General features: G+C 67.7%; 22 protein-coding genes. 2 read left to right on the plus strand and 20 right to left on the minus strand.

Translation table 11 applies throughout. The features are described from left to right. Nucleotides 1-63: 63 nt before the first annotated feature. Nucleotides 64-675: a hypothetical protein gene (locus ABS73_RS14235; RefSeq protein ID WP_277020666.1), complete on the minus strand. Its 612-nt coding sequence runs from the start codon at nt 673-675 to the stop codon at nt 64-66. A 145-nt stretch (nt 676-820) separates the two neighbouring features. Here ABS73_RS14235 and ABS73_RS14240 point away from each other — a divergent pair, with 145 nt between their 5' ends. Further along, nucleotides 821-1,084, plus strand: a complete 264-nt coding sequence (locus ABS73_RS14240) for a hypothetical protein (protein WP_277020669.1) — start codon at nt 821-823, stop codon at nt 1,082-1,084. On the opposite strand, the gene ABS73_RS14245 is transcribed toward ABS73_RS14240, so the two are convergent. From ABS73_RS14245 to glpD, 13 genes are all read right to left on the minus strand, one after another. Continuing rightward, nucleotides 1,075-2,436: an ABC1 kinase family protein gene (locus ABS73_RS14245; protein ID WP_277020672.1), complete on the minus strand. Its 1,362-nt coding sequence runs from the start codon at nt 2,434-2,436 to the stop codon at nt 1,075-1,077. The genes ABS73_RS14240 and ABS73_RS14245 overlap by 10 nt on opposite strands. Then, nucleotides 2,433-3,371, minus strand: coding sequence for an NAD(P)/FAD-dependent oxidoreductase (locus tag ABS73_RS14250; RefSeq protein WP_277020674.1), 939 nt, complete (start codon nt 3,369-3,371; stop codon nt 2,433-2,435). The genes ABS73_RS14245 and ABS73_RS14250 overlap by 4 nt, the downstream gene beginning before the upstream one ends. A gap of 78 nt (nt 3,372-3,449) precedes the next feature. Beyond that, nucleotides 3,450-4,331, minus strand: coding sequence for a LysR family transcriptional regulator (locus tag ABS73_RS14255; protein WP_277020676.1), 882 nt, complete (start codon nt 4,329-4,331; stop codon nt 3,450-3,452). A 101-nt stretch (nt 4,332-4,432) separates the two neighbouring features. Further along, nucleotides 4,433-4,681 carry a hypothetical protein gene (locus ABS73_RS14260; protein WP_277020679.1) on the minus strand — a complete coding sequence of 83 codons (249 nt, stop codon included), beginning with the start codon at nt 4,679-4,681 and terminating at the stop codon, nt 4,433-4,435. A gap of 174 nt (nt 4,682-4,855) precedes the next feature. Next, nucleotides 4,856-5,803, minus strand: a complete 948-nt coding sequence (locus ABS73_RS14265; RefSeq protein ID WP_277020682.1) for a nucleoside hydrolase — start codon at nt 5,801-5,803, stop codon at nt 4,856-4,858. Nucleotides 5,804-5,852: 49 nt separating this feature from the next. Then, nucleotides 5,853-7,343, minus strand: a complete 1,491-nt coding sequence (gene glpK / locus ABS73_RS14270; RefSeq protein WP_277020685.1) for a glycerol kinase GlpK — start codon at nt 7,341-7,343, stop codon at nt 5,853-5,855. Nucleotides 7,344-7,414: 71 nt separating this feature from the next. Next, the gene (locus ABS73_RS14275) at nt 7,415-9,118 is read right to left on the minus strand and encodes an ABC transporter substrate-binding protein (RefSeq protein WP_277020687.1); all 1,704 of its coding nucleotides are present in this window, start codon (nt 9,116-9,118) and stop codon (nt 7,415-7,417) included. A gap of 35 nt (nt 9,119-9,153) precedes the next feature. Further along, on the minus strand, nt 9,154-9,429 hold the full coding sequence (locus ABS73_RS14280; protein WP_277020690.1) for a DUF2160 domain-containing protein: 276 nt from the start codon (nt 9,427-9,429) through the stop codon (nt 9,154-9,156). 13 nt (nt 9,430-9,442) lie between these two features. Then, nucleotides 9,443-10,258 (minus strand): carbohydrate ABC transporter permease, encoded by an 816-nt coding sequence (locus ABS73_RS14285; RefSeq protein WP_136857863.1) that lies wholly within the window; start codon nt 10,256-10,258, stop codon nt 9,443-9,445. A 1-nt stretch (nt 10,259) separates the two neighbouring features. Beyond that, nucleotides 10,260-11,126 (minus strand): carbohydrate ABC transporter permease, encoded by an 867-nt coding sequence (locus ABS73_RS14290; RefSeq protein WP_277020692.1) that lies wholly within the window; start codon nt 11,124-11,126, stop codon nt 10,260-10,262. 11 nt (nt 11,127-11,137) lie between these two features. Then, nucleotides 11,138-12,208, minus strand: coding sequence for an ABC transporter ATP-binding protein (locus ABS73_RS14295; protein WP_277020695.1), 1,071 nt, complete (start codon nt 12,206-12,208; stop codon nt 11,138-11,140). A 9-nt stretch (nt 12,209-12,217) separates the two neighbouring features. After that, nucleotides 12,218-13,279, minus strand: a complete 1,062-nt coding sequence (locus ABS73_RS14300) for an ABC transporter ATP-binding protein (RefSeq protein WP_277020698.1) — start codon at nt 13,277-13,279, stop codon at nt 12,218-12,220. A 36-nt stretch (nt 13,280-13,315) separates the two neighbouring features. Then, nucleotides 13,316-14,890, minus strand: coding sequence for a glycerol-3-phosphate dehydrogenase (gene glpD / locus ABS73_RS14305; protein ID WP_277020701.1), 1,575 nt, complete (start codon nt 14,888-14,890; stop codon nt 13,316-13,318). A gap of 286 nt (nt 14,891-15,176) precedes the next feature. On the opposite strand from glpD, the gene ABS73_RS14310 reads away from it, so the two are divergent. Further along, nucleotides 15,177-15,935 carry a DeoR/GlpR family DNA-binding transcription regulator gene (locus tag ABS73_RS14310; protein ID WP_136857868.1) on the plus strand — a complete coding sequence of 253 codons (759 nt, stop codon included), beginning with the start codon at nt 15,177-15,179 and terminating at the stop codon, nt 15,933-15,935. Here the strand turns inward: ABS73_RS14310 and ABS73_RS14315 are convergent. The 6 genes from ABS73_RS14315 to treZ form a co-directional block, all read right to left on the minus strand. After that, nucleotides 15,932-16,942, minus strand: a complete 1,011-nt coding sequence (locus ABS73_RS14315; RefSeq protein ID WP_277020704.1) for a nucleotidyltransferase family protein — start codon at nt 16,940-16,942, stop codon at nt 15,932-15,934. The two genes, ABS73_RS14310 and ABS73_RS14315, sit on opposite strands and share 4 nt — an antisense overlap. 75 nt (nt 16,943-17,017) lie before the next feature. Further along, nucleotides 17,018-17,275 (minus strand): DUF2934 domain-containing protein, encoded by a 258-nt coding sequence (locus ABS73_RS14320; protein WP_277020705.1) that lies wholly within the window; start codon nt 17,273-17,275, stop codon nt 17,018-17,020. Between the two features lie 26 nt (nt 17,276-17,301). Then, complete coding sequence (glgX, locus tag ABS73_RS14325) at nt 17,302-19,344, minus strand: glycogen debranching protein GlgX (protein WP_277020708.1); 2,043 nt, start codon at nt 19,342-19,344, stop codon at nt 17,302-17,304. Further along, nucleotides 19,337-20,512 (minus strand): sugar phosphate nucleotidyltransferase, encoded by a 1,176-nt coding sequence (locus tag ABS73_RS14330; RefSeq protein WP_277020710.1) that lies wholly within the window; start codon nt 20,510-20,512, stop codon nt 19,337-19,339. Before ABS73_RS14330 ends, glgX begins: the two co-directional genes overlap by 8 nt. 74 nt (nt 20,513-20,586) lie before the next feature. Continuing rightward, nucleotides 20,587-22,827: a malto-oligosyltrehalose synthase gene (gene treY / locus ABS73_RS14335; RefSeq protein ID WP_277020711.1), complete on the minus strand. Its 2,241-nt coding sequence runs from the start codon at nt 22,825-22,827 to the stop codon at nt 20,587-20,589. Then, nucleotides 22,824-24,536 (minus strand): malto-oligosyltrehalose trehalohydrolase, encoded by a 1,713-nt coding sequence (gene treZ / locus ABS73_RS14340; RefSeq protein ID WP_338118588.1) that lies wholly within the window; start codon nt 24,534-24,536, stop codon nt 22,824-22,826. The genes treY and treZ overlap by 4 nt, the downstream gene beginning before the upstream one ends. Nucleotides 24,537-24,546: the final 10 nt, after the last annotated feature.

Genomic DNA, 24,546 nt, shown 5'->3' on the forward strand with positions numbered 1-24,546 from the left:
TCTCCCGATACAAAAATTTTCATCATTACCACAAAAGCATGCATTAAACTCTTGATGCTTTTTCTAAAGCCTCTCGCGCAGCTGCGCCTCGATCCGGCGGCGGCGCCACGAGGAGCGGATCTGGCGCGCATAGAGGTTTTTGGGGCACAGCGACAGGTCATCGCCCTGACCCTTCATCGCAAAGCGGCGGGCTGCGGCGGCGATGCGGCTGTCGGCGGCGGTGATGGCGGCGACCGTCACCTCGACCTCGCGGATGTCCTGCGGCTCCAGTGCGTCGAAACTGCTGTGGCGGGCGCGGTCCAGCAGGTCCAGAACGCTGCCGATATCGACGTGATCGCCGCTTTTCAGCGGGCCCTGCAACGTCGCCTCGCGCGGGGTGGCGTGCTGGTCGCGGGCGATCTCGGTCCGGTCGGCGACCGAGGACATGCGCTGGCCGTCAGCGGTCCAGACCGTCAGCATGATCTCCAGCACATAGATCGGCTCGAACCCCAGATTGCTGACCAGGATGCGGGCCGACAAGTCGCGCGCACCGCCCAGATGGATCAGGATCTCGGTCCGGCGCTGGCGGCGCAGGCCCGACACGATCACGTGCAGATAGATCATCCAGATCAGCGCCGTTACCGCCGCCATCCCGGCCTGCACCAACCCGCTATTCTCTGAAATCCAGTCCCACATCGCGCCATTCCCCTGTGCTGCCCGCCCAACACGCCCCAAAGGGCGATGTTCCTGCACAGTGCGATCACAGGGGCATGACCGGGCCCGTGAACCCGGCGGGCGCGGGCCGCGTTCCGCCCCGAACCCCACCCGGAGGAGACCGCCCATGTCCGATATCGACCCCGCCATCCTGGACGCCCGCCTGACTGCGCAGCGCCGCCTGCTGGCGCGTCTGGTCGCCGCGCTGGAGCCCGCGGCCCGCCAGCCGGTGATCGACTGGCTGGGCCAGCGCGAGACCCTGCGCGACGGGCAGGAGGACCCCGGCGCGGTCCCCACCGAGGAGGTCGGCCCGGCGCTTGCCACGGCAGAGGAGTTTCGCATGATCCTGCGCCTGACCCGCGACCGCCTGCACGAGACCGATCAGGACTGAGCGCGCGCCCGCAGCATCTCGTCCAGCGCATCGGGCCGGATCAGCGCGTCCAGATCGACCCGCGCCCGCAGCCGCGCTAGCAGCAGATAAAGGCCGCCGATCTTGCGGTGCAGGAACAGGATCTCTGGCGGGGGCATCTCGGCGCGGGCGCGGGTGGCGGCGATCTGCATCGCCAGATCGGCCACCTGACGCGGGATGTCGCTGCTGCCCATGTCCATCACGCCTCCCGCCCGCAGCGGCGCAAAGGCCAGATCCATCATCGCCATCAGCATGTCCTGATGGGCGGCGTCGGTGTCGGCGCGGAAATAGCCGATGGCGATGGCGGCGTCGCGGATCGCCTCGCGGTCGCCCGCCAGCGCGGCACGCAGCAGCGCCAGATAGCGCGGGGCCACGGGGGCCGAGAACCCGCGCGTGGCCCCGAAATCCAGCAGCACGATGCGCCCGCCCGACGGGTGCGCGTCGTCGGGCTGCCAGCGGTAATTGGCGAAATTGGGGTCGGTCTGCATCAGGTCGAACCGGAACAGCTCCTCGATGACCAGCTGGGCCAGATGGGTGGCGGCGCGGTCGCGGACGGGCTGGGGGGCCTCGGCCAGGGTCTCGATGGGGCGGCTGTCGATGAAGTCCATGGCCAGCACGTCGGGCGTGCTGAACTGATCGTCGGGCACCGGCAGCAGGAATTCGTCGCACCCCGCCAGATTGGCGGCATAGAGGCGCATCTGTTCAGCCTCGCGCGCGTAATCGGCCTCGGCATGCAGCTGGGCGCGGGCCTCGGCGATCAGCGGTGGCAGATCGACGCCGGGGGGCAGCAGGCCGGGGATCCGCATCAGCAGCGCCATGTTGTCGATATCGCTGTCGATGCTGGCCCGCACGCCGGGATATTGCACCTTTATCGCCAGATCGCGCCCGTCGCGGGTCAGGGCGCGATGCACCTGCCCGATCGAGGCCGCCGCGATCGGGCGCACTTGAAAGCGCTGGAAATGGCGCAGCCAGCCCTCGCCCCAGGCCGCGTCCAGTGCGCGCTGCAGCTGCTTGGGCGGCATGGGGTCTGCATCGGCGCGCAGGCGGGCCATGATCTGCGTTAGCTCGGGCGGCAGGAAATCGCCCGCCTCCATCGAGATCAGCTGTCCCATCTTCATCGCCGCCCCGCGCATCTGCGCCAGCTGGCCCGCCAGCCGCGCGGCATTGCCGGGGGTCATGAACATCTCCTGCGCGCGGGGGCGCTGGCCGGTCGCCAGCTGCCGCGCGCCGGTGGCCAGCGCGCCCCCCCCGATGCCCCCCGCCAGCCCACCAAGGCGCAGCATCCGCGTCAGGCGGCCCTGGGGGACAGCGCGGGGGGTGCGGTCGTCGGTCATGCGCGGGCCAGCAGATGGGCCGCCATCGCGCGCCCGCTGGCCCAGCCATGTTCTGCCAGGGCCCCTAGCGCCCAGTCCCCGCCGACGACCAGCCCCGCCGCGTCATCGGCCAGGAACGGCTGCCCCAGGGGGCGGTCGGTCTGCGAATACAGCCAGCGATGCGCTGCGGCGTGGTGCAGATGCGCCGGGTCCGCTCCCAGCAGCTCCAGCAGCTGCGGCGCGATCATATGCGCCAGATCGGCAAAGGGCAGGTCGATGTGGTGCATGCTGTAATCGGGCGCGGCCTGCACCACCCAGGTGGTCAGCGGCTGGTCATCGCGCCCCGGCTTGGCGCTGTCCTGGGCGACCCAGGCCAGCGCGTCCTGTCCCTTATGCGTGGCAAAGGGGCGCGGCGCGGCGAGGTCCACCCCCACCATCACGGTGATATTCGCGCGGTAGCGGACCTGCGCCAGCGGCCCCGACAGCGGGTGATCGCCGCCCAGCAGATCGCGGGCCTGGGGCGCGGGAATGGCCAGCACGACGCGGTCGGCGTGGTGGTCGATGCCCTCTCCGCCCAGGTGCCAGCCCGCGCCGTGGCGCCGCAGCGCCGTGACCATGGCACCCGACCGGATGTCCAACCCCTGCGCCAGCGCGCGCGGGATCTGCGCCATGCCGGGCGTGCCGACGATGCCGGCTGCCTCAGGCCAGGGTGCAGCGTCGCCCGCATCCACCAGCCCGCCCAGCAGGGCCGCAAATTCGGGGTCCGAGGCCGGCAGATATTGCGCCCCGTGATCGAACCGCAGCCCCCCATCGGTGCGGCGCGTGGCCAGTCGCCCGCCGATGCCGCGCCCCTTGTCGAACAGCGTGACTGTCAGTCCCGCCGCGACCAGCGCCCGCGCGCAGGTGATGCCGGTGATGCCCGCGCCGATGATGGCCACCCTGACCTGTTCGCCCATGCGCTGTCCTTTCCCCGGTTTTTCCCAACAGGACAGAGTGTCGCGCCGGGTGCAAGGCGGCATTCTGTCCGGCGGGCCCTAGTCCAGATCCAGCCGTGCGGCAAAGTCCAGAAAGGCCGCCAGCGACGCCGTCACCAGCTTGCGCGTGGAATAGACCAGGTGGATCGGCACCCCCGGCAGCGCGTGTCCGGGCAGGACCGGCACCAGCAGCCCCTGCGCCAGATCGTCGGCCACCTGGAATTCCGGAGCCAGCGCGATCCCCTTGCCGCCCACCGCCAGCGCGCGCAGCAACTCTCCGTTGTTGCTGGAAAAGGCGGGAGTGATCTTTTGATAGATCACCTCGGACCCCTGGCGCAGGGGCCAGGTGCCGGGACCCCTGAGGTTGGTGTAATGCAGGCATTGGTGGTCGCGCAGGTCGGCCGGGCGCTGCGGGCTGCCGTGGCGGGCGATATAGTCGGGCGATGCGACCAGCATGATGTTGGCGTCATGCAGGCGCCGGGCATGCAGGCTGCTGTCCTCCAGCGTGCCGATGCGGATCACGGCGTCGAACCCGTCGCGCGTCATGTCGGACCGGCTGTCGTCCAGCACCACGTCCAGCTGGATGTCGGGATATTCCTCCATAAAGCGCATCAGGTGCGGCTGCAGCACCTTGAGGGTGTATTGCACCGGCACGCCCAGCTTCAGCGGCCCGGAGGGACGGGCCGAGGCGGCGCGCACCCCTTCGAAGGCCGCGTCCAGGCGGGTCAGGATGTCGGTGATCTGCGCGTGAAAGGCATGGCCCGCCGCCGTGGGCGTCACCGCCCGCGTGGTTCGCGTCAGCAGGCGCGTGCCCAGATCGGTCTCCAGGTCGGCGATCATCTTGCTGCAGGTGCTTTTCGAGATGCCCAACCGGCGCGCTGCGGCGGCAAAGCTGCCCTCGTCGACGATGGCGGCAAAGCTGCGCAGCACCTTGATGTCCATGACCGACCCTCTTGCGTGACCCGGACATGATGAAAGGGCCGCCACTCCCGGAGGAATGGCGGCCCGTCGGCCCCTGTGCGGAACCGGCCGGTCAGAACCGATCAGTAGAAGCCGCGGCTGGAATTATCAATGCTGGCGGTTTCGCTGGTGGTGTTGATGCGGGTGATGGTCACCAGATCAGTGGCGCTCAGCCCGGCCTGCGACAGCTCGCGCGCGGTCATCACGTCGCCTGCGGGGACTTCGACGGTCTGCGCGGGGCGGGTCGGGGTGGTGAATTCGCTGGACGAGGCGGCCATCGCGCCACCGGCGGTCAGGGACAGGGCGGCCAGGGCATACACGAAGTTTTTCATGATCATTTTCCTTGTTCTTGCAACATCTTGGAAGCGGTGGCGCGCCGGATGCGCGTCTGGTCCGTTCCGATGACTGTCAGATAAGGGTCACAGTCGGGAAAGATTAGCCGCGCTTTTCCGCGCTCTGTGTTCGGCAGGACGGGACAATCGCGCAAGATCGTCCCGTCCGGACGGTCACGCCGTGCAAATCTGCGCGATGCGCTCCAGGATGGCGTCGGGCTGTCCGTCCAAGGTGGCGAACTGACGGGGCCGCCCCTCCCACGCGCCTAAGGGACCCTGGCGGTCGGCGGGGTTCATCAGCGTCAGGCCCAGGGCGATGCCGTCGGACAGCACGCGCACCTCGCCCTGGGTCAGGGTGAACAGGTCGGGGTCGGTCAGCCAGACGGCGGCGGTGCAGTCATGGACCAGCATCCCGTCATAGCCCGCCGCCTGATAGAACCGGACATAGCCCTGCGACAGGTCGGCCACCAGCCGCATCCCCGGCCCGCCCGCCTGTGCCAGCCGCGCCAGCGTGGCGCTGTCCATGAAGGTGCGCGTGGTCAGGTCCAGCGGCACCGCCACCACCCGCCAAGGCGCACCAAAGACGATGTCGGCGGCCAGCGGATCGCCCCAGATATTGGCCTCGGCCGCGGGGGTGATGTTGCCCGGCACGCGAAAGGCGCCGCCCATCAGGGTCACGTCGCGCACCAGCCCGGCGATGTCGGGCGCCCTCTGCACCGCGCGCGCCAGATTGGTCATGCGCCCCACGGCCAGCACGCGCACCTCGCCCGGATGGGCGCGGATCTGGTCGATCAGGAACTGCGCGGCGGTGTCGGGGTCGTCCTGCGGCGCCAGGTCGATCGGGTTGTCGCCCAGACCGTTGTCGCCGTGAATCCAGGTGGGCCAGAATTCGGGCGGCATGTCGGGGGTCAGCGGCCCTGCGGCGCCCGCATGCACGGGCGCGTCATGCCCCCATGCGCGCAGCAGGAACCGCGCGTTCCGCGTGGTCAGCGCGACCGGCGCGTTGCCAAAGACCGTGGTGACCCCCAGCAGGTCGATCTGCGGGTGGCGCAGCAGGTAATACAGCGCCAGCGCGTCGTCCACGCCGGGGTCGGTGTCAAAGATCACCTTGTCTGTCGTCATGTCATGGTCCCCTGTCTGGCCGCCCCCCTTAGCGGATGGCGCGCAGAGGTCAATCGGGTCCGGTCAGCGACATGGTGGCGCGGACGGCCCGCCGCCAGGCCTGATAGCGGGCGTCGCGATCGGCCTCCTCCATCGCCGGGGCAAAGCTGCGATCCAGCGCCCAGTCCTTGGCGAACCCCGCCATGTCGGGATAGAGGCCCGGCCCCTGCCCTGCCAGCCAGGCCGCGCCCAGGGCCGTCGTCTCCAGCACCTTGGGGCGGTCGACGGGCGCGCCCAAGATGTCGGACAGGAACTGCATCGCGTAATCGGACGCGCTCATGCCGCCGTCGACACGCAGGGCGGTCTCTCCCGTGGGCTCCCAGTCCGCCTTCATCGCTTCCAGCAGGTCGCGGGTCTGGAATCCAACGCTCTCCAGGGCAGCGCGGGCCAGCTCGGCCGGGCCGGAATTGCGCGTCAGGCCATAGATGGCGCCACGGCTGTCGGGCGACCAATAGGGGGCGCCCAGTCCGGTGAAGGCGGGCACCAGGATCACCTGTTGGCCTTCGTCGGCACTTTCGGCCAGGGGCTGGGTCTCCTTGGCGTCACGGATGATCTTCAGCCCGTCGCGCAGCCATTGCACGACCGCGCCCGCGATGAAGATCGACCCCTCCAGCGCGTAGGTCGGCTTGCCGTCCAGCTGATAGGCGATGGTGGTCAGCAGCCGCTGCGTCGAGGCCACCGGCCTGTCCCCCGTGTTCAACAGCGCGAAACAGCCCGTGCCATAGGTCGATTTGATCATGCCGGGCTGGAAACACGCCTGCCCCACGGTGGCCGCCTGCTGGTCGCCCGCGACCCCGGTGATGGGGATGGGCCGCCCGAACAGGTCGGGCCGCGTGGTGCCGAAATCGGCGGCGCAGTCGCGCACGTCGGGCAGCATCGCCATGGGAATGTCGAACAGCTTGCAGATCGTGGCCGACCAGCGGCCCTTGTGGATGTCGTACAGCATCGTGCGTGCGGCATTGGTGGCATCCGTCGCATGCACCTGGCCGCCGGTCAGGTTCCAGATCAGCCAGCTGTCCACGGTGCCGAAGGCCAGATCGCCCGCCTCGGCGCGCGCGCGGGCGCCGTCGACATTGTCCAGGATCCATTTCAGCTTGGTGGCCGAGAAATAGGGATCGACCAGCAGCCCGGTGCGGGCGGTGATCATGTCGGCATGGCCCCCGGCCTCCAGTTCGCGGCAGAATTCGGCGGTGCGGCGGTCCTGCCAGACGATGGCGTTGTGGACGGGCTTGCCCGTTTTGCGGTCCCAGACCACCACGGTCTCGCGCTGGTTGGTGATGCCGATGGCGTCGATGCGGGGGTTGCCGCATTTCTCGATCGCGGCGCGGCAGGTTGCCGCCGTGCTGGCCCAGAGGTCGCCCGGATCATGTTCGACCCAGCCCGATCGGGGGAAATGCTGCTCGAACTCCTCCTGGGCGCTGCCGCAGGGCTGCATGTCGCCGTCAAAGACGATGGCGCGGGACGAGGTCGTGCCCTGGTCGATGGCAAGGATATGGGTCATGGCGGCGGTCCTTTTCCGACGGATTGGGGGGCGCGGTCGCCCGCGCCCCCCGGACAGTTAACGCGGCTGGATCACTCCTGCCAACGCTGGATCAGCTCCTCATAGGCGATGGTGACCGGCGCCGGCTTTTCGTTGTCCAGCTTGGGCACCGGGGCGCCTTCGCGATCCAGCCAGACCTGCGGGTCCTCGGGCTCGTTCAGGACCGGGCCCAGGTCACCCTGCACGCCGGACCGCTGCAGGCGCTCCATCACGGCCTCCTGCTGCTCGCACAGCGCGTCCAGCGCCTCCTGCGCGGTCTTGGCGCCCGAGGAGGCGTCGCCGATATTCTGCCACCACAGCTGTGCCAGGCGCGGATAATCGGGGACGTTCAGACCCGTATCCGACCAGCGCGTCCGATCCGGAGAGCGATAGAATTCGACCAGGCCGCCCAGCTGGGGCGCACGCTCGGTAAAGCTTTCATGCCGGATCGAGCTGTCGCGCACAAAGGTCAGACCCACATGGCTTTTCTTGGTGTCGACGGTCTTCGACACGATGAACTGCGCATAGAGCCAGGCGGCCTGCGCGCGGTCCACGGGGGTCGATTGCATCAGCGTGGCCGAGCCCACGTCCTGATAGCCGACCTTCATCCCCTCCTCCCAATAGGCGCCATAGGGCGAGGGTGCCATGCGCCATTTCGGCGTGCCGTCGTCGTTCATGACGGGCAGGCCTTCCTTGACCATGTCGGCGGTGAAGGCGGTGTACCAGAACATCTGCTGGGCGATTGCGCCTTGCGCCGGAACCGGACCGGCCTCGCTGAAGGTCATCCCCGCAGCCGCCGGGGGCGTGTAGTTCTGCAGCCAGTCGATGTATTTCTCGATCGCATAGACGGCGGCCGGGCTGTTCGTGGCCCCGCCCCGCGCCATGCAGGATCCCACCGGCTGATAGTCGTCATTGACGCGGATGCCCCATTCATCGACCGGGAAACCGTTCGGCTCACCCTTGTCGCTGGCGCCCGCCATGGACAGCCACGCATCGGTGAAGCGCCAGCCCAGGCTGGGGTCCTTCTTGCCGTAATCCATGTTGCCATAGATCTGCTGGCCGTCGATCTCGCGTCCGGTAAAGAACTTGGCGATGTCCTCATAGGCGGACCAGTTCACCGGCACGCCCAGATCGTACCCGTATTCGGCGCGGAATTCGGCCATGATCTCGGGGTCGGTGAACCAATCGTGGCGGAACCAGTAGAGGTTGGCGAATTGCTGGACCGGCAGCTGATACAGCTTGTCATCCGGGCCGGTCGCCGAGGCCAGGCCGATGAAATCGTCCAGGTCCAGATCGGGGTTGGTGAAATCGGCCCCCTCGTTCGCCATCCAGTCGGTGATGTTGCGGACCTGCTGATAGCGCCAATGCGTGCCGACCAGGTCGGCATCGTTGATATACATGTCATAGACGTTCTCGCCCGTCTGCATCTGGGTCTGCAGTTTCTCGACGACATCGCCCTCGCCGATCAGGTCGTGGGTGACCTGGATGCCGGTGATGGCGGTAAAGGCCGGCGCCAGGACGCGGGCCTCGTATTCGTGGGTGGTGATCGTTTCCGACACCACGTTGATCGACATGCCGGACAGGGGTTCGGCGGCGTCGATGAACCACTGCATCTCGGCCTCCTGCTCCTCTCGGGTCAGGACGGACTGGTCGCCGATCTCGGCGTCGAGGAACGCGCGCGCGGCCTCGATATCGGCGAAGGCGGGGCCGGTCAGGCCCAGCAGGACCGCTGTGGTGGTCATCAGTTTCAGGTTCATGGTTCTCCCTCCCATTGGTTCAGTCTTGCTGCCCGTCAGACCCACCGGAACACGACGGCGGCATAAAACAGGCAGATCAGCAGCGCCCAGGGTTGCAGCGCCGCCCCCATCGTCCCCAGCCAGGCCAGGTTGATGAAGGCGGACCCCAGAAGCGTGATGAACAGGCGGTCGCCCCGCGTCGTCTCGATCCCCAGGACGCCGCGCCGGGGCGTTTCGGGAAACCGGATCGCCAGCACCGAAAAGGTGACCAGCAGCAGGGCGATGATGACGAAAAAGATCGCGGTCGGTGTGGTCCATGCCATCCAGGCCATGTGCGTTCCTCCCTTACACGCGGCCCAGGGCAAAGCCCTTGGCGATATAGTTGCGCACGAAATAGATGACCAAGGCGCCTGGCACGATGGTCAGCACCCCCGCCGCCGCCAGCACCCCCCAATCGACTCCGGACGCGCCTTGCGTGCGGGTCATGGTCGCCGCGATCGGCTTGGCCGCGACCGATGTCAGCGTGCGCGACAGCAGCAGCTCTACCCACGAGAACATGAAGCAGAAGAACGCCGCCACCCCGATCCCCGATGAGATCAGCGGCATGAAGATCCGCACGAAGAAGCGCGGGAAGCTGTAGCCGTCGATATAGGCGGTCTCGTCGATCTCCTTGGGGACGCCGCGCATGAAACCCTCCAGGATCCAGACGGCCAGCGGCACGTTGAACAGGCAATGCGCCAGAGCCACCGCGATATGCGTATCGAACAGACCGACCGAGGAGTACAGCTGAAAGAACGGCAGCGCAAAGACCGCGGGCGGCGCCATCCGGTTGGTCAGCAGCCAGAAGAACAGATGCTTGTCGCCCATGAAGTGATAGCGGCTGAAGGCATAGGCCGCAGGCAGGGCCACGGCCACGGAAATCACCGTGTTCAGAACGACATAGATCAGACTGTTCACGTAACCCATATACCAGCTGGGATCGGTCAGGATCACGACATAGTTGCGCAACGTCAGGGTCTGCGGCCACAGGCTGAAGGTTCCGGTGATCTCGGAGTTGGTCTTCAGGCTCATGTTGATCAGCCAATAGATCGGCAGCATCAGGAACAGCAGATACAGGGTGATGACGACGGTGCTGCCGTTCAGGCGGGTGCGGCTCTGCATGTCAGCCCCTTTTGTCCAGATTGGTCATGACCGTGTAGAAGACCCAGGAGATCAGCAGGATCACCAGGAAATACATCAGCGAGAACGCCGCCGCAGGGCCCAGGTCGAACTGTCCAAGCGCCATCTTGACCAGGTCGATGGACAGGAAGGTCGTCGCATTGCCCGGCCCGCCGCCGGTCACCACGAAGGGTTCGGTATAGATCATGAAGCTGTCCATGAAGCGCAGAAGGATCGCGATCATCAGGACGCCCATCATCTTGGGCAGTTCGATATAGCGGAACACCTTCCAGCGGCTGGCCTGGTCGATCCGCGCCGCCTGGTAATAGGCGTCGGGAATGGATTGCAGCCCCGCATAGGCCAGAAGCGCCACCAGCGACGTCCAGTGCCAGACATCCATCACCACCACCGTGGCCCAGGCATGGACCGGGTTCTGGGTATAGTTGTAGTTGATGCCCATGCTGTTCAGCGTATAGCCCAACAGCCCGATATCGACGCGCCCGAAGATCTGCCAGATCGTGCCGACCACGTTCCACGGGATCAAGAGCGGCAGCGACATCAGCACCAGCACGACGCTGGCCCAGACCCCGCGTTTGGGCATGTTCAGCGCGACGAAGACGCCAAGCGGGATCTCGATCGCCAGGATGATGGCCGAGAACGCCAGCTGCCGGCCAAGCGCGTTCCACATCCGGTCCGATGCCAGCAGCTCCTCGAACCAGCCCAGGCCGTTCCAGAAGAAGACGTTGTTGCCGAACGTGTCCTGAAACGCATAGTTGACCACGGTCATCAGCGGGATCACCGCCGAGAACGCGACCAGCACCAGCACCGGCAGGACCAGGAACCAGGCCTTGTGATTGACGGTCTTTTCCATGATGTCCCCCCTTACGCCGCGGCCACGCGCCAGTCGTCGGCATAGACGTTGATGCGCGACGGATCGAAGACCACGCGGGTCATGTCCGCCCCGACGCCCATATCCTCGGGCGCGATGATGTTCAGGTCGTGCCCCATCAGATCGGCGCGGATGATGCGGTGGCGGCCCACGTCCTCGATCCGGCGGATGGTGACGGGCAGGCCCTCATGCGCGGACAGGCGCACATGTTCGGGGCGCACCCCGATCTGCACGTTGCCCTGCACCGCGCCATAGGTCCCGGCCAGCGGCGTCGTGCCGCCGGGCACCAGCGCCTGCGCGCCGTCGATTTTCGCCGGCAGCAGGTTCATGCCCGGCGATCCGATGAAATAGCCCACGAAGGTATGTTCGGGCCGGTCGAACAGCTCTTCTGGCGTGCCGATCTGGACCACGCGACCGTCATACATGACGACGACCTTGTCGGCGAATGTCAGCGCCTCGGTCTGGTCATGGGTCACATAGATCATCGTGTGGCCGAAATCGTGGTGCAGCTTTTTCAGCTGGGTGCGCAGCTCCCATTTCATATGCGGGTCGATGACGGTCAGCGGCTCGTCGAACAGCAGGGCGTTCACGTCCTTGCGGACCATGCCGCGGCCCAGGCTGATCTTTTGCTTGGCATCCGCGGTCAGGCCGCGGGCCTTGCGGTCCAGCATGTGCTCCATGCCGATCATCGCGGCGATTTCCGCGACCCGTTCGGCCACATAGGCCTCGGGGCGGCCCCGGTTGCGCAGCGGAAAGGCCAGGTTGTCGCGCACGGTCATGGTGTCGTAGACGACCGGAAACTGGAACACCTGCGCGATGTTGCGCTCTGCCGTGGGCGCGCGGGTCACGTCGACCCCGTCGAACAGGATGCGCCCCTGCGACGGGATCAGCAGCCCCGAGATGATGTTCAGCAGCGTCGATTTCCCGCACCCGCTGGAGCCCAGCAGCGCATAGGCCGCGCCGTCCTGCCAGTCGTGGTTCAGCTCCTTGAGGGCGTAATCCTCCGGGCCCTTGGGATGGACGGAATAGGAATGGGCGAGGTTCTCCAGCGTGATCTTGGCCATAACCCCTCCTCAGGCGGCTGTTGCATAGGCGGCGGGGGTGACCATGCGGCCATCCTCGGCAAAGACATAGACGTGGCGCGGGTCCAGCCAGACCGGCAGCGACTGGCCCAAGGGCAGGTCGTGGATGCCTTGAATCAGACCGACCCATCGCTGGCCGTGATGGTCCAGATGGACGAAGGTCTCCGATCCGGTCAACTCGGTCACGACCAGCTGCGCGTCAAAGCACAGTGCATCGGCGGCATGGCGCGACAGATGCAGGTGGTTGGGCCGGAACCCCGCCAGATAGCGCCCGTCGGGCAGCGCGGGCATTCCCGCGACCGAAGGCCGCCCACCCGCCACCTGAAAGGGCAGGAAATTCATCGGCGGGTCGCTGAACACCCGCGCCGTGGTCGCATCGACAGGCTGGCGATAGACATGGGGCGTGGGCCCGAACTGCGTCACCCGCCCCTCCCACAGGGTCGCGGTGTTGCCGCCCAGCAGCAGCGCCTCTTCGGGTTCGGTCGTGGCATAGACGAAGATCGCGCCCGATTCCGCAAAGATGCGCGGGATCTCGACCCGCAGCTCCTCGCGCAGCTTGTAGTCCAGGTTCGCCAGCGGCTCGTCCAGCAGCACCAGACCCGCGTTCTTGACCAGCGCGCGCGCCAGGGCGCAGCGCTGCTGCTGGCCGCCCGACAGCTCCAGCGGCTTGCGCTCCAGCATGGGGGTCAGGCGCATCATTTCGGCGGTCTCGCGGACGCGGCGGTCGATTTCGGCGCGGTCCACGCCCATCAGGCGAAGGGGGGATGCGATGTTCTCAAAGACCGTCATCGCCGGGTAGTTGACGAATTGCTGATAGACCATCGCGACCTTGCGGTCCTGCACGCGCATGCCCGTGACGTCCCGGCCCTCCCACAGGATGCGGCCCTGCGCGGGGCGGTCCAGCCCGGCCATCAGCCGCATCAGCGACGTCTTGCCCGACAGGGTCGGTCCCAGCAGAACGTTCATCGTGCCGCGCGCCAGCACCAGATCGGTGGGGTGGACATGCACCTGCCCCTCGACCACCTTCGTCACGCCCTGCAGTTCCAAACTCATCCCCGACCCCTCCCAAGGTCCTTCCTGCGGCGGCGCCTATTCGGCGGCGGCCTGCCGCTGCGCCCAACGGGCGCGGATCCATGCATCCAGCGCCGCCACCTGATCGACCGTCAGGCGCAGCCCCAGCTTGGTGCGCCGCCAGATGACATCATCCGCACAGCGCGCGTATTCGTGATCCATCAGCCAGACGACCTCGGCCTCGGACAGGGTGGCGCCGAAATCGACGCCCAGATCGGCGGCGATGCGTGCGCCCGCCAGAATGCCCCGCGCCTCGGTCCCATAGGCGCGCACCAGACGCAGCGCCCAAGGGTCGGTCAGGAACGGATGGTCGCGGCGCAGTCCGGCCACCAGATCGGCCACCCCGTCCACCGGGAAATCGCCCCCGGGCAGCGCCTGCCCCTTGGTCCAGGCGCCGGGCAGCCCGGCAAAGAAGGGCGCGATCTTCTCCAGCGCCGATTCCGCCAGACGGCGATAGGTGGTGATCTTGCCGCCAAAGACGTTCAGCACCGGCGCCCCGCCCGCCTGATCGACCTTCAGCGTATAGTCGCGCGTCGCCGCCGTGGCGCTCTGGGCGCCGTCGTCATAGAGCGGGCGCACCCCGGAATAGGCCCAGACCACGTCATCGGCGGTCAGCTGGCGGCGGAAATACTGATTGGCAAAGCCCAGCAGATAGTCCCGCTCCTCAGGCGTGCATTCGGGCTTGACCGAGGGGTCCTGATGGTCGGCATCGGTGGTGCCGATCAGCGTGAAATCGCCCTCATAGGGGATGGCAAAGATGATCCGCCCATCGGTGCCCTGAAAGAAGTAGCATTTGTCGTGATCATACAGCTTGCGGGTCACGATATGGCTGCCCCGCACCAGACGTACGCCCTCGGTCGAGTTCAGGCGGATCGTGCCCTGGATGATGTCGCCCACCCAGGGCCCGCCCGCATTGACCAGCATCCGCGCCCGGTGGCGGGTGGTCGCGCCGGTGTCAGTATCCTGGGTGGTGACGACCCAGTGGTCGGCATGGCGGTCGGCGGATTGGACACGGGTGCCGGTCATGATGCGCGCGCCCCGCGCCTCGGCGTCGCGGGCGTTCAGCACGACCAGGCGCGAATCCTCGACCCAGCAGTCGGAATACTCATAGGCGCGGCGGAACCGCTCCTGCAGGGGGGCGCCCTCGGGCGTGCCCTCCAGCGACAGGGTGCGGGTGCCGGGCAGGATCTGGCGGCCGCCAAGCGTGTCATACATGAACAGACCAAGGCGGATCAGCCAGGACGGGCGGCGGCCCTTCATCCAGGGCATCACGCGGCCCAGCAGCTTGGATGTGGGGGTGTCGCTCTCAAACCGCATGTCGGCGTGCCAAGGCAGCACAAAGCGCATCGGCCAGCTGATATGCGGCATGGCGCGCAGCAGCACCTCGCGCTCGATCAGGGCCTCGCGGACCAGGCGGAACTCGAAATATTCCAGATAGCGCAGGCCGCCGTGGAACAGCTTGGTCGATGCGCTGGAGGTCGCCTGCGCCAGATCGCCCATCTCGGCCAAGGTGACGGACAGGCCGCGCCCGGCCGCGTCGCGCGCAATCCCGCAGCCATTGATGCCGCCGCCGATCACGAACAGATCCACCATGTCATCTGTGACTGTCACACCGGACCTCTCTGCCAAGACATGCCCATTTCTGACCCGCAGCGCGCCAAAAAGAAAGCATAATTTTTCGTTTTCCTTCACTTTGGGGATTATCGTTTTTGGACAATGGGTTGTGTCCTATAATGTCACCCTATCTGCCCCTTAAGGCGCTGATTTGACCGCCGTCGGATGCAGGCGCGGGGCGAAATTCTGCACAAAACGCAAGAAAGCGAAGATATTGCCTGTTCGTCAAAGCCGTGTCACATCTTCGAAAAGCCAGGGGTGTTTCATGTCGCAGACCTTCCGCCAGCCCGAGATCCTGGAGATCGCCCGCCGCGACGGCAAGGTGACCGTCGAGGGGCTGGCCGGCCATTTCGGCGTCACCCTGCAGACGATCCGCCGCGACCTGACCGAGCTGGCCGAGGCCGGCCGGCTGGAGCGGGTGCATGGCGGCGCAATCCTTCCCTCGGGCGTTGCCAATATCGGCTATGAGGAGCGCCGCAGCCTGCATCACGACGCCAAGACCGCCATCGCGCGGGCCTGCGCGGCCGAGGTGCCCGAAAAGATCAGCCTGTTTCTGAACATCGGCACCAGCACCGAGGCCGTGGCCCGCGAATTGCTGGGCCATCGCAACATGCTGGTGGTCACGAACAACATGAACGTGGCCAATATCCTGGCCGCTAACCCCGATTGCGACGTGATCGTTACGGGCGGCAGCCTGCGCCGCGCCGATGGCGGTTTGGTGGGCACGCTTGCGGCGGAAACGATCCGCCAGTTCAAGTTCGATCTGGCGGTGATCGGCTGTTCGGCGCTGGACCGCGACGGCGACCTGCTGGATTTCGACATCCAGGAGGTCGGCGTCAGCCAGACCATCCTGCGCCAGTCGCGCCGAACCTTTCTGGTGGCCGACCATTCCAAGCTGTCGCGCAGCGCGCCCGCGCGCATTGCCTCTCTGTCGCAGCTGGAGGCGGTCTTTACCGACCGCGCCCTGCCACCCGACCTGATGCGCGCCTGCGAGACGTGGCAGACGCGCGTGGTCTTGGCCTAAAGCGCCGCCAGCAAGGCCGCCGTGTCGGGCATCCGCGCCAGGCTGGCCGCGATGCGGTCGCGCCAGCGGGGACCGCGGGACAGCGCGTCCTCATGCGCCTCGGCCAGATCCTCGGGGCGGTCGCGGGCCAAGGCCGCGATCAGGAAGGCCGCCTGCGCACGGTCCTTAGCCGATTTCAGGCGGTCGTCGCCGCGCCTGCGATCGGCCACGATCAGCTTGTGGATCGCGAAACGCTCAGGCCGCGGGATCTGGACCAGAACGCCGCTGCGATAGGGGATCGCTGCCGGAATCGGGTCCGCGATCAAATAGTTCAGGTGATGCAGCGCCTGCGCCTGCACCCCCAGGGCGGGCAGGTCGCGCAGGCCCTCCTCGCCAAAGGCGGGGGTCAGGAACTCGACCAGCGCATTGCCCTGGGTCTGGCGCCAGCGCCAGGCGCGACCCGGCTCCAGGCTGGGGACGGGGGCGAAATCGAAATCGGCCAGCACCTGCTGGACCGGGGGCGCGGCCGCATCCTCCAGCGCCAGGGACAGCCGCTCAAAGCTGGCGATGTCCAGATCGTCGGTCTGCGCCGTCTGTTCCAGTGACAGTGCCAAGTTCAGCTCTCCCTCATAAAGACGGAAGGCATGGGTGCCCACGACCGTGCCGCCAAGGCGAAAGACGCCCGCCGCCGACAGCGCCGCCATCAGGCTGCCGCTGGTCGGGTCCAGGCCCAGAAACCCCTCGGCCCGCAGCAGACGCACCAGACGGGCACGCTCGCGGCGGCGTTGTTCCAGGGGAGCGCGGTCGTCGCGCAGGGCGGCCATGCGGGCGGCCAGATCGGGGCTGTCCTCGCCCAGATAGCGCTTGCGGACCTGGGTGCCGACGCGGAAACTGTCATACCAATAGCCGCGCGCGCCGCGTCGGATCAGCGCGGGCGTGCCGCGCAGGTCGCGCCACCCCTCGTCGCGCAGCGATCGCAGCAGGTCGTGATAGGCCGCATGGGCCAGCGCGGAATGGGTGCGAAGCATAAGACCACCGGGTTGCACCCCGGTGGTCTAAGGCCATGCTCAACAGTTTTCAAGACTGTTGAGCATATCGGCAGGTCAGGCCTTGTTCCGCTTGCGCCCCTTGGGACCGGCGACGTTCGGGGGCACATTGCCCTCCTCCTCGGCCCGCTCATGGCCTTCGCTTAGCTCAGACGCCATGTCACGCTCGCTATCCTTGGGCGCGCCCTCGGACGCATCCAGCTCGGCCGCGGCGCGGGTCCAGTGGTCGGCCTCCTGCCCCTCGGGGCGGCCTTCGTCTTCCCAGATCTGGTGCGCGCGGGCGCGGATCAGGTCGTCACGGTTGGTATCGCTCATCATATCCTCCTGGTGATGGCTGGTGATCAGTCGGCGCAGGTCAGGGCCACGACGCTCTGCCATCCCAGGGGCAGCACCCCAGAGACAGCCTCGTTGCAGGCGACCTGATCGCGGGCGGTGTCGATGCGCAGGCTCCATTCCCCGTCGGGCAGGGCGAATTCGCCGTCATCGCCGGCATTGACGATGATCAGGATCGCGGGACCGAACGCGGGCTGCAGGCGCATGCCGGTCAGGCGGAGGTCCGGGTCGGACCAATCATCATCGGCCATGTGGTCGCCGCGCGGATGCAGCCATTCGACGGCGGGGCCGCCCTCCTTGCCGGAAAAGCGGGTGTGGGCCAGACCGCTGTCCGTGCGGAACGCGGCAAGGGCCGCGACGGCATCGCGGATCTCGGGGCGGGCGGCGTCCCAGTCCAGCCAGCTGATCGGATTGTCCTGGCAATAGGCGTTGTTGTTGCCGTCCTGGCTGTTGCCCAGTTCATCCCCGGCCAGGATCATCGGCACGCCCTGCGACAGGAACACGGTCGCCAGCATGGCGCGCACGCGGCGGATGCGGGCGGTGTCGATGCCTGCATCGTCCGACGGACCCTCGGCGCCGAGATTGTCGGACAGGTTGTGATCGTGGCCGTCGCGCCCGTCCTCTCCGTTCGCGTCGTTATGCTTGTCTGCGTAGCTGACCGTGTCCCACAGCGTGAATCCGTCATGCGCCGCCACGAAATTGACCGAGCTGGTCGAGGGGCGGTGGCTGTGATCGAACTGCACCGGCGACCCGGCCAGCCTTTCCGCCATCGCGCCCAACAGGCCCGCATCGCGCCGCCAGAAGGCGCGGGTATCATCGCGGAACTTGTCGTTCCATTCGCGGAACGGCCAGCGATAGCCGCCGACCTGATAGCCGCCATCCCCGATATCCCACGGCTCGGCGATCAGCTTGATGCCGGACAGGACCGGGTCCTGGCGGATCGCGTTGAAGAAGGCGCCGTCGCGTTCGAATCCCGTCGCCTCGCGGCCCAGGGTCGAGGCCAGGTCGAAGCGAAACCCGTCCACATGCATCACCTGCACCCAATAGCGCAGCGAATCCATGACCATGCGCAGCACCATCGGATGCGCGACATTCAGCGTGTTGCCGGTGCCGGTGGTGTCAAAGCTGTGGCGCTTGTCATCGTCCAGCAGGTAATAGCTGGCATTGTCGATGCCCCGGAAGGACAGCGTCTGGCCCAGTTCGGACCCCTCGCAGGTGTGGTTGAAGACCACGTCCAGGATGACCTCGATCCCGGCCTTGTGGAACCGGCGGATGGCCTCCTTGACCTCGCGGATCTGGCCGGTCTTCAGATAGGGCGCGTGGGGGGCAAAGAAGGACAGCGTGGAATAGCCCCAATAATTCGACAGGTCCTTTTCCACCAGATAGCGGTCATTGGCAAAGGCGTGGATTGGCAGCAGCTCGATCGCGGTGACGCCGGTCTTGTGCAGATGGTCGATGACCGCGTCGCTGGCCAGCCCTTGAAAGCTGCCGCGCAGATCCTCGGGGACGTCGGGATGCTGCTGGGTCAAGCCCTTGACATGCGCCTCATAGATCACCGTCTGCGTCCAGGGGGTGCGGATGGCACGGTCGCTGTCCCAATCGAAATTGGCATCCACGACGACGCCCTTGGGCATGAAGGGCGCGCTGTCGCGTTCGTCAAAGGTCAGGTCGTCCTGGCCTATCTGATAGCCGTGCAGCGCGTCGTCCCAGATGATCTCACCGCGCAACTCGCGGGCATAGGGGTCCAGCAGCAGCTTGTTGGGGTTGAAACGGTGGCCGTTCTCGGGCTCGTAGGGGCCGTGGACGCGATAGCCATAGACTTGGCCCGGCAGGATGTCGGGCAGGTATCCGAACCATACGCCGCCCTCCATTTCGGGCAGGGGCAGGCGGTGCAGCTCTTCCTGCCCCGTCTCGTCGAACAGGCACAGCTCGACCCGGGTGGCATGGTCGGAAAACAGCGCGAAATTCGTCCCGTCGCCCAGGAACTCGGCCCCCAGGATGTCGGAACGGGCCTGGGTGGCGTCAAAGGAGGGCGGGGTAAGGTCACGCATGAAGGCCTCGGTTGTTAAAAAGGGGCGGGGTGACAGAGCGGCGGATCTGGGCATGGGCCGCGCGGCGGTCCAGCATGGCCTGGGTGATCAGCACCGTCCCGGCGGCGGTGCGTGTGAACCAGCGGGCATCCTCGTCGGGGTTCTCGCCGGTCACCAGACCGGCGGGCACCTGGGCGCCGGGGCCGACCAGCGTGCAGATCAGGCGCGCGCTTTCGGGCACGACGGCGCCGGGCATGGCGATGCTGCCGCGCCCAAGATACCAGTCCGAGGCCGGGCAGGCAAAGGGCAACCGCGCCGGTTCGGCGTTCACGAAATCCAGCTGCGCGCGGCGGAGCGCGTCCAGCGTGCCGACATCGCGCCAATAGGCGTCGCCCGAGGGGCCGGCGGGCAGTTGCCAGACGGCCGCCATGCCGCGCGCCACCGCATCGGGGATCACGTCATGGCCGAAGTCCAGCGCCTCGACGGGGCGGTCGAACAGCGCCTCGCGCAGCCAAGCGCGGTCGAACACATAGATGCCCATCGACACCATCGCGCGGTCACGTTGTCCGATCATACCCGGCGGATCGGCGGGCTTTTCCAGAAAGGACAGGATGCGCCCCCGGTCGTCGGCCTGCATGACGCCGAAACCCCGCGCCTCGGCCCGCGGCACGGTATCGACCGCGACCGTCACCGCCGCACCCGAGGCGCGATGCGCCGCCAACAATGCGCCGTAATCCATGTCATAGACGTGGTCCGCAGCCAGGATCAGCACCTGATCGCCGCCCATCGCCTCGATCTCGTGGCAGGTCTGGCGGGCCGCGTCGGCGGTGCCCAGGTAACGTTCGCGCCCGTCGCGCAGCATCAGCCCCGCCTGCGGAAAGAACTGGCCCCACCGGGTCGGCAGGTGGTGATGCAGGCTGCGCGGCGCGTATTGGGTGGCGACCAGCATGCGCCGCACACCCGACCGCACCGCATTGGCCATCGCGAAATCGACGATGCGGTTGGTGCCCGCAAAGGGGACGGCGGGCTTGCTGTCGCTGGCGGTCAGACCCTCCAGCCGCCTGCCCTTGCCGCCCGCCAGCAGCAGGGCGGCCACATCCAGCGGCGGCCCTTGGGTCACGCTGCTGCGCGCGGCGGCGGCACGCGACAGGCTGATGCGGTTTGACTGTGTGGGCAGATGAATGGTCATGGCGTCATCCTTGGGAGTGCGGGGCAAAGCGTGTCATGCCGAACCGCGTCATCCACAGGTTGTTCCCGGACCCGTCAATTATCAATCGCCCCTGCCTCGGACAGCAGCACGCGGCTGCCGTCCGGTCCGGTCCAGTCCAGAATTTCGGCAGCCCCGTCATCCACCGCCGCTGCACCGGGCAGCATCAGCCGCGCGACCGCCCGCCAGTCGCCCGACCGCCGGGTCAGGCTGAGTCTGTCGGGCGTGATCACCACCTGCGCATCGGCGTCGGACAGCTGCGCCTGCCGGTCGCGCCGCCAGTGCAGCAGGCGCTGCGTCCATTGCGCCTTGACGCCCCGGTCGGCGGCCAACGCGTCCCAGGGGACCGGATGGCGGTTGTCGGGGTCGGTCAGCGCCAGGAACGTGCCCTGCGTGCCCTGATAGATGTCGGGAAAGCCGGGCATCACCGCCTTGAACACCAGCTGGGCCAGCATCAGCGCCTCGCCCCGCTGCAGCAGGGCGGTCAGGGCGGCCGGGGGATTGCGGTGCCAGCCGTCCAGCAAGGCGTGACCCAGATCGGCCAGCGCGGCCTCGGCCGTCAGGTCCGGGTTAGTCCAAAAGCTGGTTTCCTTGGCCTCGCGCATGGCCTTTTCGACATGCTGCGCCAGACGGTCGGCGGCCCGGTCGGCCCCGTGCATCGCCAGCGCGGATTGCACCATGTACCAGCGCCAGGCATCGGGCACGCCTTGGGCCTGCGGCAGCGCGGCGGCGGCCTCGTCCAGGGCCAGCATCTGGTCGGGCAGGTGGCTGGCGGCGATCATGCGGGCGCGCGAATCCTCGGACCGCTTGCTGTCATGGGACGAGGTCAGCACCATGTCGCCCGCGCCGCGCCGCGCCAGGATGGCGTTGGCCTCGGGCGCAGTCACGGTTGCATGGTCGGGTTCGGCGCCGACCTCGTTGGCGGGCAGATAGCGGGTCCAGCGAAAGCCCGCGGTATCCTCCTGCGCCTTGGCCAGCAGCGCGCCCGACACCTGCTGCAACCGCGTGACAAAGGCCATCTGCGCAGGCGTCGCCGGGTCCGCCCAGACCTGCGCCAGCATCCGCAGCACCCGGTCGCAGCGCAGCCCCCGCGCGGCATCGTCGGCCACCTGCGCGATCAGCGCGCGGTCATCGGGGGTCGTGCCCTGATCCGTGACATAGCTGCGATAGCGGGGCACCGCGACCAGCAGCGCGGTCACCGCCTCGCGCAGCGCCTCGGGGCCGGGCTGGACATCGGGCAGCGGGTCCAGCGCCGCGCCCGCCAGCCGCGCCAGCTGCCGCCGCTCGGCCGCCAGTTCGTGGTCCAGCACGTCATGCTTCGCCTGGATCAGCGCCTGATCGAACCCGCCGGTGATGCCGGTCGCCTGGCGCCAATGGCGGTCCAGATCGTCCAGCCCCTGCGGCCGCGTCAGCAGCCGTGCGATCAGGCGCCCGGCCTCGTATCCGGTGGTGCCCGCGACGGGCCATTCGGGGGGCAGCGCCTCGTCCCCGGTCAGGATCTTCTCGACCCACAGAGGGGTGTCGGGCAGCGCCTGCGACAGGCGCGCCAGATAGTCGGCAGGGTCGGCCAGCCCGTCGATATGGTCGATGCGCAGCCCCTGCACCAGATCGCGGCGCACCAGATCGATGATCAGCGCATGCGTGTCGTCAAAGACCGGAGGGTCCTCGACCCGCATGCCGATCAGGTCGGTCACGTTGAAGAACCGGCGATGCGTGATGCTGTCACGCTCCAGCGCGGCATGGACCAGACGCCAGTGCTGCGCCTCATGCAGGGCTGTCAGATCGTCGGTCACGTCGGTGCCCGGCGCCAGCGGCACGGCCAGATCGCCCATGCACCAATGCCCGTCGCGGATCTGGAAGGCGCCCTGGGTCAGCATCACCTCGAACGGTTCGGGCAGCCAGGGCAGGATCAGCGGCCCCGCCTGCCAGTCGATGTCGAAATGACGCGCGCGGGGGCTGGCGCGGCCATGGGTCAGCACATCGGCCAGCCAGGGGTTTTGCACCGAAAAGGCGGTGTGGTTGGGCACGATGTCCAGGATGATGCCCAGGCCCCGCGACCGGGCGGCATGGGCCAGCGCCTCGAACCCCTCGGCCCCGCCCAGGGTCTGGTCGATGCGCGACGGATCGGTGATGTCATAGCCGTGGGTCGAGCCTTCGGTCGCGGTAAAGATCGGCGACAGATACAGATGCGAGACGCCCAGCCCCGCGATCTGGTCAAGGCGCTGCGTCAGGGCGGCGAAATCGACCCCGCCGCGCAGCTGGATGCGAAAGGTGGCGGTCGGGATGCGGGGGATCATTGAAGGGCCTTCATGGTCAGGGAAAAGGGGCTGCCGGGCTGACCGACGCAAAGGTCGGGATCGGGCAGCGGCGTGGGATCGGGCTGGCCCAAAGCCAATGACAGCGCCAGTGCGCCGCCGGGAAACTGCCACAGGGCGCGGATCAGGCCGGGGCCCTCGCGTGTGACCGTTGTCGTTGGCTGGCCGCTGTCCAGCAGCGGCACCACGTGGGCTGCCCGAAACGCCAGCGCGCGGCGCGTCAGGGCCATCCAGTCGCAGGCATGGGCGTCCTCGGCCCAGGTCAGGCGGCTGCGATCCATCGTGGCGGGGTCGATCGGGTCGGGCACGGTGTCACCCCGGCGGGCGATGTCGGGAAATTCGGCCGCCCTGCCCTTCCGGACGGCCTGCGCCAGGTCGCCGTCGAAATCGGCAAAGAACTGAAAGGGCGCGGTGTCTCCCCGCTCCTCTCCCATGAAGATCATCGGGATGAAGGGCGCGGCCAGCAGCAGGCCATAGGCCACGCGCACCGCCTGCGGATCGGCAAGGGTCAGCAGCCGTTCGCCAAGCGCGCGGTTACCGATCTGGTCGTGGGTCTGGATCGCGTTCACGAAGGCGGTGGGCGGCAAATGCCCGCAAGGCGCGCCCCGCGGCGGCCCGCCGGGACGGTCCTGCCCCTCCAGCACATGGCCGCGCGACAGGGCCAGCGCCAGATCGCCCACCGGGTCATCGGCAAAGGGCGCGTAATAGCTGTCGGTCTCGCCGGTCAGGGCGACGTGGACGGCGTGGTGGAAATCATCGTTCAGCGCGGCGTCATGGCCGGCCTCGCGCAGGTCGGGGATGTTGCGCTCATCCTCGGTGATCAGGTGGCGAGCGGGGGTCAGGCGGGCGACCTGCGCGGCCAGGTCGGTCAGAAAGACCTGCGCGCCGGGGCCGCGCATCTGGTGCACCGCGTCCAGACGCAGCCCGTCGATGCCGTAACCCTCCAGCCAATGCATCGCGCAGCCCATCCAGAAATCGCGCACGGCGGGTTGGTCGAAATCGATCGCCGCGCCCCAGGGCGTGTGCCGGGCGGGGTCAAAGAACTCGGGGGCTGCGACATGCATCCAGGCCCCTTCGGGGCCAAAGTGGTTCATCACCAGATCCAGGATCACCATCATCCCGCAGTCATGGGCCGCCTGCACCAGACGGCGCAGATCGCCGGGGCTGCCATAGGCCGGGTGGGGCGCATAGGGCAGCACCCCGTCATAGCCCCAGCCCCGGTCGCCCGCGAACTGTCCCACCGGCATCAGCTGGATCGCCGTCAGCCCAAGGGCGGCCAGCCCCGGCAGCCGGTCGGCGGCGGCGGCAAACGTGCCCTCAGGGGTAAAGCATCCGACGTGCAGCTGACAGATCGCGGCCTGCGACCAAGGGCGGCCCGGCCAGGGGCGCGGCGCGGGCATGTCGACCAGCACGCTTGACCCGTTCACGCCCGCCGCCTGCAGGCGGCTGGCCGGGTCGGGAATGTCCTGACCGTCGACGCGGAACAGATAGGTCTGGCCGGGAAAGGCCGGGACGCTGGTCTGCCACAGCACGGCGTCGTCGCGCTGCATCGGGCATGACCCGTCCCCGGTCAGCAGATCGACCTGACCCGCAGAGGGCCCCCAGAGGCGAAAGTGCCACGTCCCGTCACCCTGCGCGGTGTCGCGTACCGGTCCCCAGAACCTGCCTGTCATCGTGGTCTCTCCGCGCATGCCTGCGGGA

Source organism: Paracoccus sp. SCN 68-21, from assembly GCF_001724535.1.
GTDB classification, from domain to species: Bacteria; Pseudomonadota; Alphaproteobacteria; order Rhodobacterales; family Rhodobacteraceae; genus Paracoccus; species Paracoccus hibiscisoli.

Excerpts from the sequence above, each read along its gene's own strand:
- ABS73_RS14235 (WP_277020666.1), bottom strand. The coding sequence starts at position 675 with ATGTGGGACTGGATTTCAGAGAATAGCGGGTTGGTGCAGGCCGGGATG.
- ABS73_RS14240 (WP_277020669.1), top strand. The coding sequence starts at position 821 with ATGTCCGATATCGACCCCGCCATCCTGGACGCCCGCCTGACTGCGCAG.
- ABS73_RS14245 (WP_277020672.1), bottom strand. The coding sequence starts at position 2,436 with ATGACCGACGACCGCACCCCCCGCGCTGTCCCCCAGGGCCGCCTGACG.
- ABS73_RS14250 (WP_277020674.1), bottom strand. The coding sequence starts at position 3,371 with ATGGGCGAACAGGTCAGGGTGGCCATCATCGGCGCGGGCATCACCGGC.
- ABS73_RS14255 (WP_277020676.1), bottom strand. The coding sequence starts at position 4,331 with ATGGACATCAAGGTGCTGCGCAGCTTTGCCGCCATCGTCGACGAGGGC.
- ABS73_RS14260 (WP_277020679.1), bottom strand. The coding sequence starts at position 4,681 with ATGAAAAACTTCGTGTATGCCCTGGCCGCCCTGTCCCTGACCGCCGGT.
- ABS73_RS14265 (WP_277020682.1), bottom strand. The coding sequence starts at position 5,803 with ATGACGACAGACAAGGTGATCTTTGACACCGACCCCGGCGTGGACGAC.
- glpK (WP_277020685.1), bottom strand. The coding sequence starts at position 7,343 with ATGACCCATATCCTTGCCATCGACCAGGGCACGACCTCGTCCCGCGCC.
- ABS73_RS14275 (WP_277020687.1), bottom strand. The coding sequence starts at position 9,118 with ATGAACCTGAAACTGATGACCACCACAGCGGTCCTGCTGGGCCTGACC.
- ABS73_RS14280 (WP_277020690.1), bottom strand. The coding sequence starts at position 9,429 with ATGGCCTGGATGGCATGGACCACACCGACCGCGATCTTTTTCGTCATC.
- ABS73_RS14285 (WP_136857863.1), bottom strand. The coding sequence starts at position 10,258 with ATGCAGAGCCGCACCCGCCTGAACGGCAGCACCGTCGTCATCACCCTG.
- ABS73_RS14290 (WP_277020692.1), bottom strand. The coding sequence starts at position 11,126 with ATGGAAAAGACCGTCAATCACAAGGCCTGGTTCCTGGTCCTGCCGGTG.
- ABS73_RS14295 (WP_277020695.1), bottom strand. The coding sequence starts at position 12,208 with ATGGCCAAGATCACGCTGGAGAACCTCGCCCATTCCTATTCCGTCCAT.
- ABS73_RS14300 (WP_277020698.1), bottom strand. The coding sequence starts at position 13,279 with ATGAGTTTGGAACTGCAGGGCGTGACGAAGGTGGTCGAGGGGCAGGTG.
- glpD (WP_277020701.1), bottom strand. The coding sequence starts at position 14,890 with ATGGTGGATCTGTTCGTGATCGGCGGCGGCATCAATGGCTGCGGGATT.
- ABS73_RS14310 (WP_136857868.1), top strand. The coding sequence starts at position 15,177 with ATGTCGCAGACCTTCCGCCAGCCCGAGATCCTGGAGATCGCCCGCCGC.
- ABS73_RS14315 (WP_277020704.1), bottom strand. The coding sequence starts at position 16,942 with ATGCTTCGCACCCATTCCGCGCTGGCCCATGCGGCCTATCACGACCTG.
- ABS73_RS14320 (WP_277020705.1), bottom strand. The coding sequence starts at position 17,275 with ATGAGCGATACCAACCGTGACGACCTGATCCGCGCCCGCGCGCACCAG.
- glgX (WP_277020708.1), bottom strand. The coding sequence starts at position 19,344 with ATGCGTGACCTTACCCCGCCCTCCTTTGACGCCACCCAGGCCCGTTCC.
- ABS73_RS14330 (WP_277020710.1), bottom strand. The coding sequence starts at position 20,512 with ATGACCATTCATCTGCCCACACAGTCAAACCGCATCAGCCTGTCGCGT.
- treY (WP_277020711.1), bottom strand. The coding sequence starts at position 22,827 with ATGATCCCCCGCATCCCGACCGCCACCTTTCGCATCCAGCTGCGCGGC.
- treZ (WP_338118588.1), bottom strand. The coding sequence starts at position 24,536 with ATGCGCGGAGAGACCACGATGACAGGCAGGTTCTGGGGACCGGTACGC.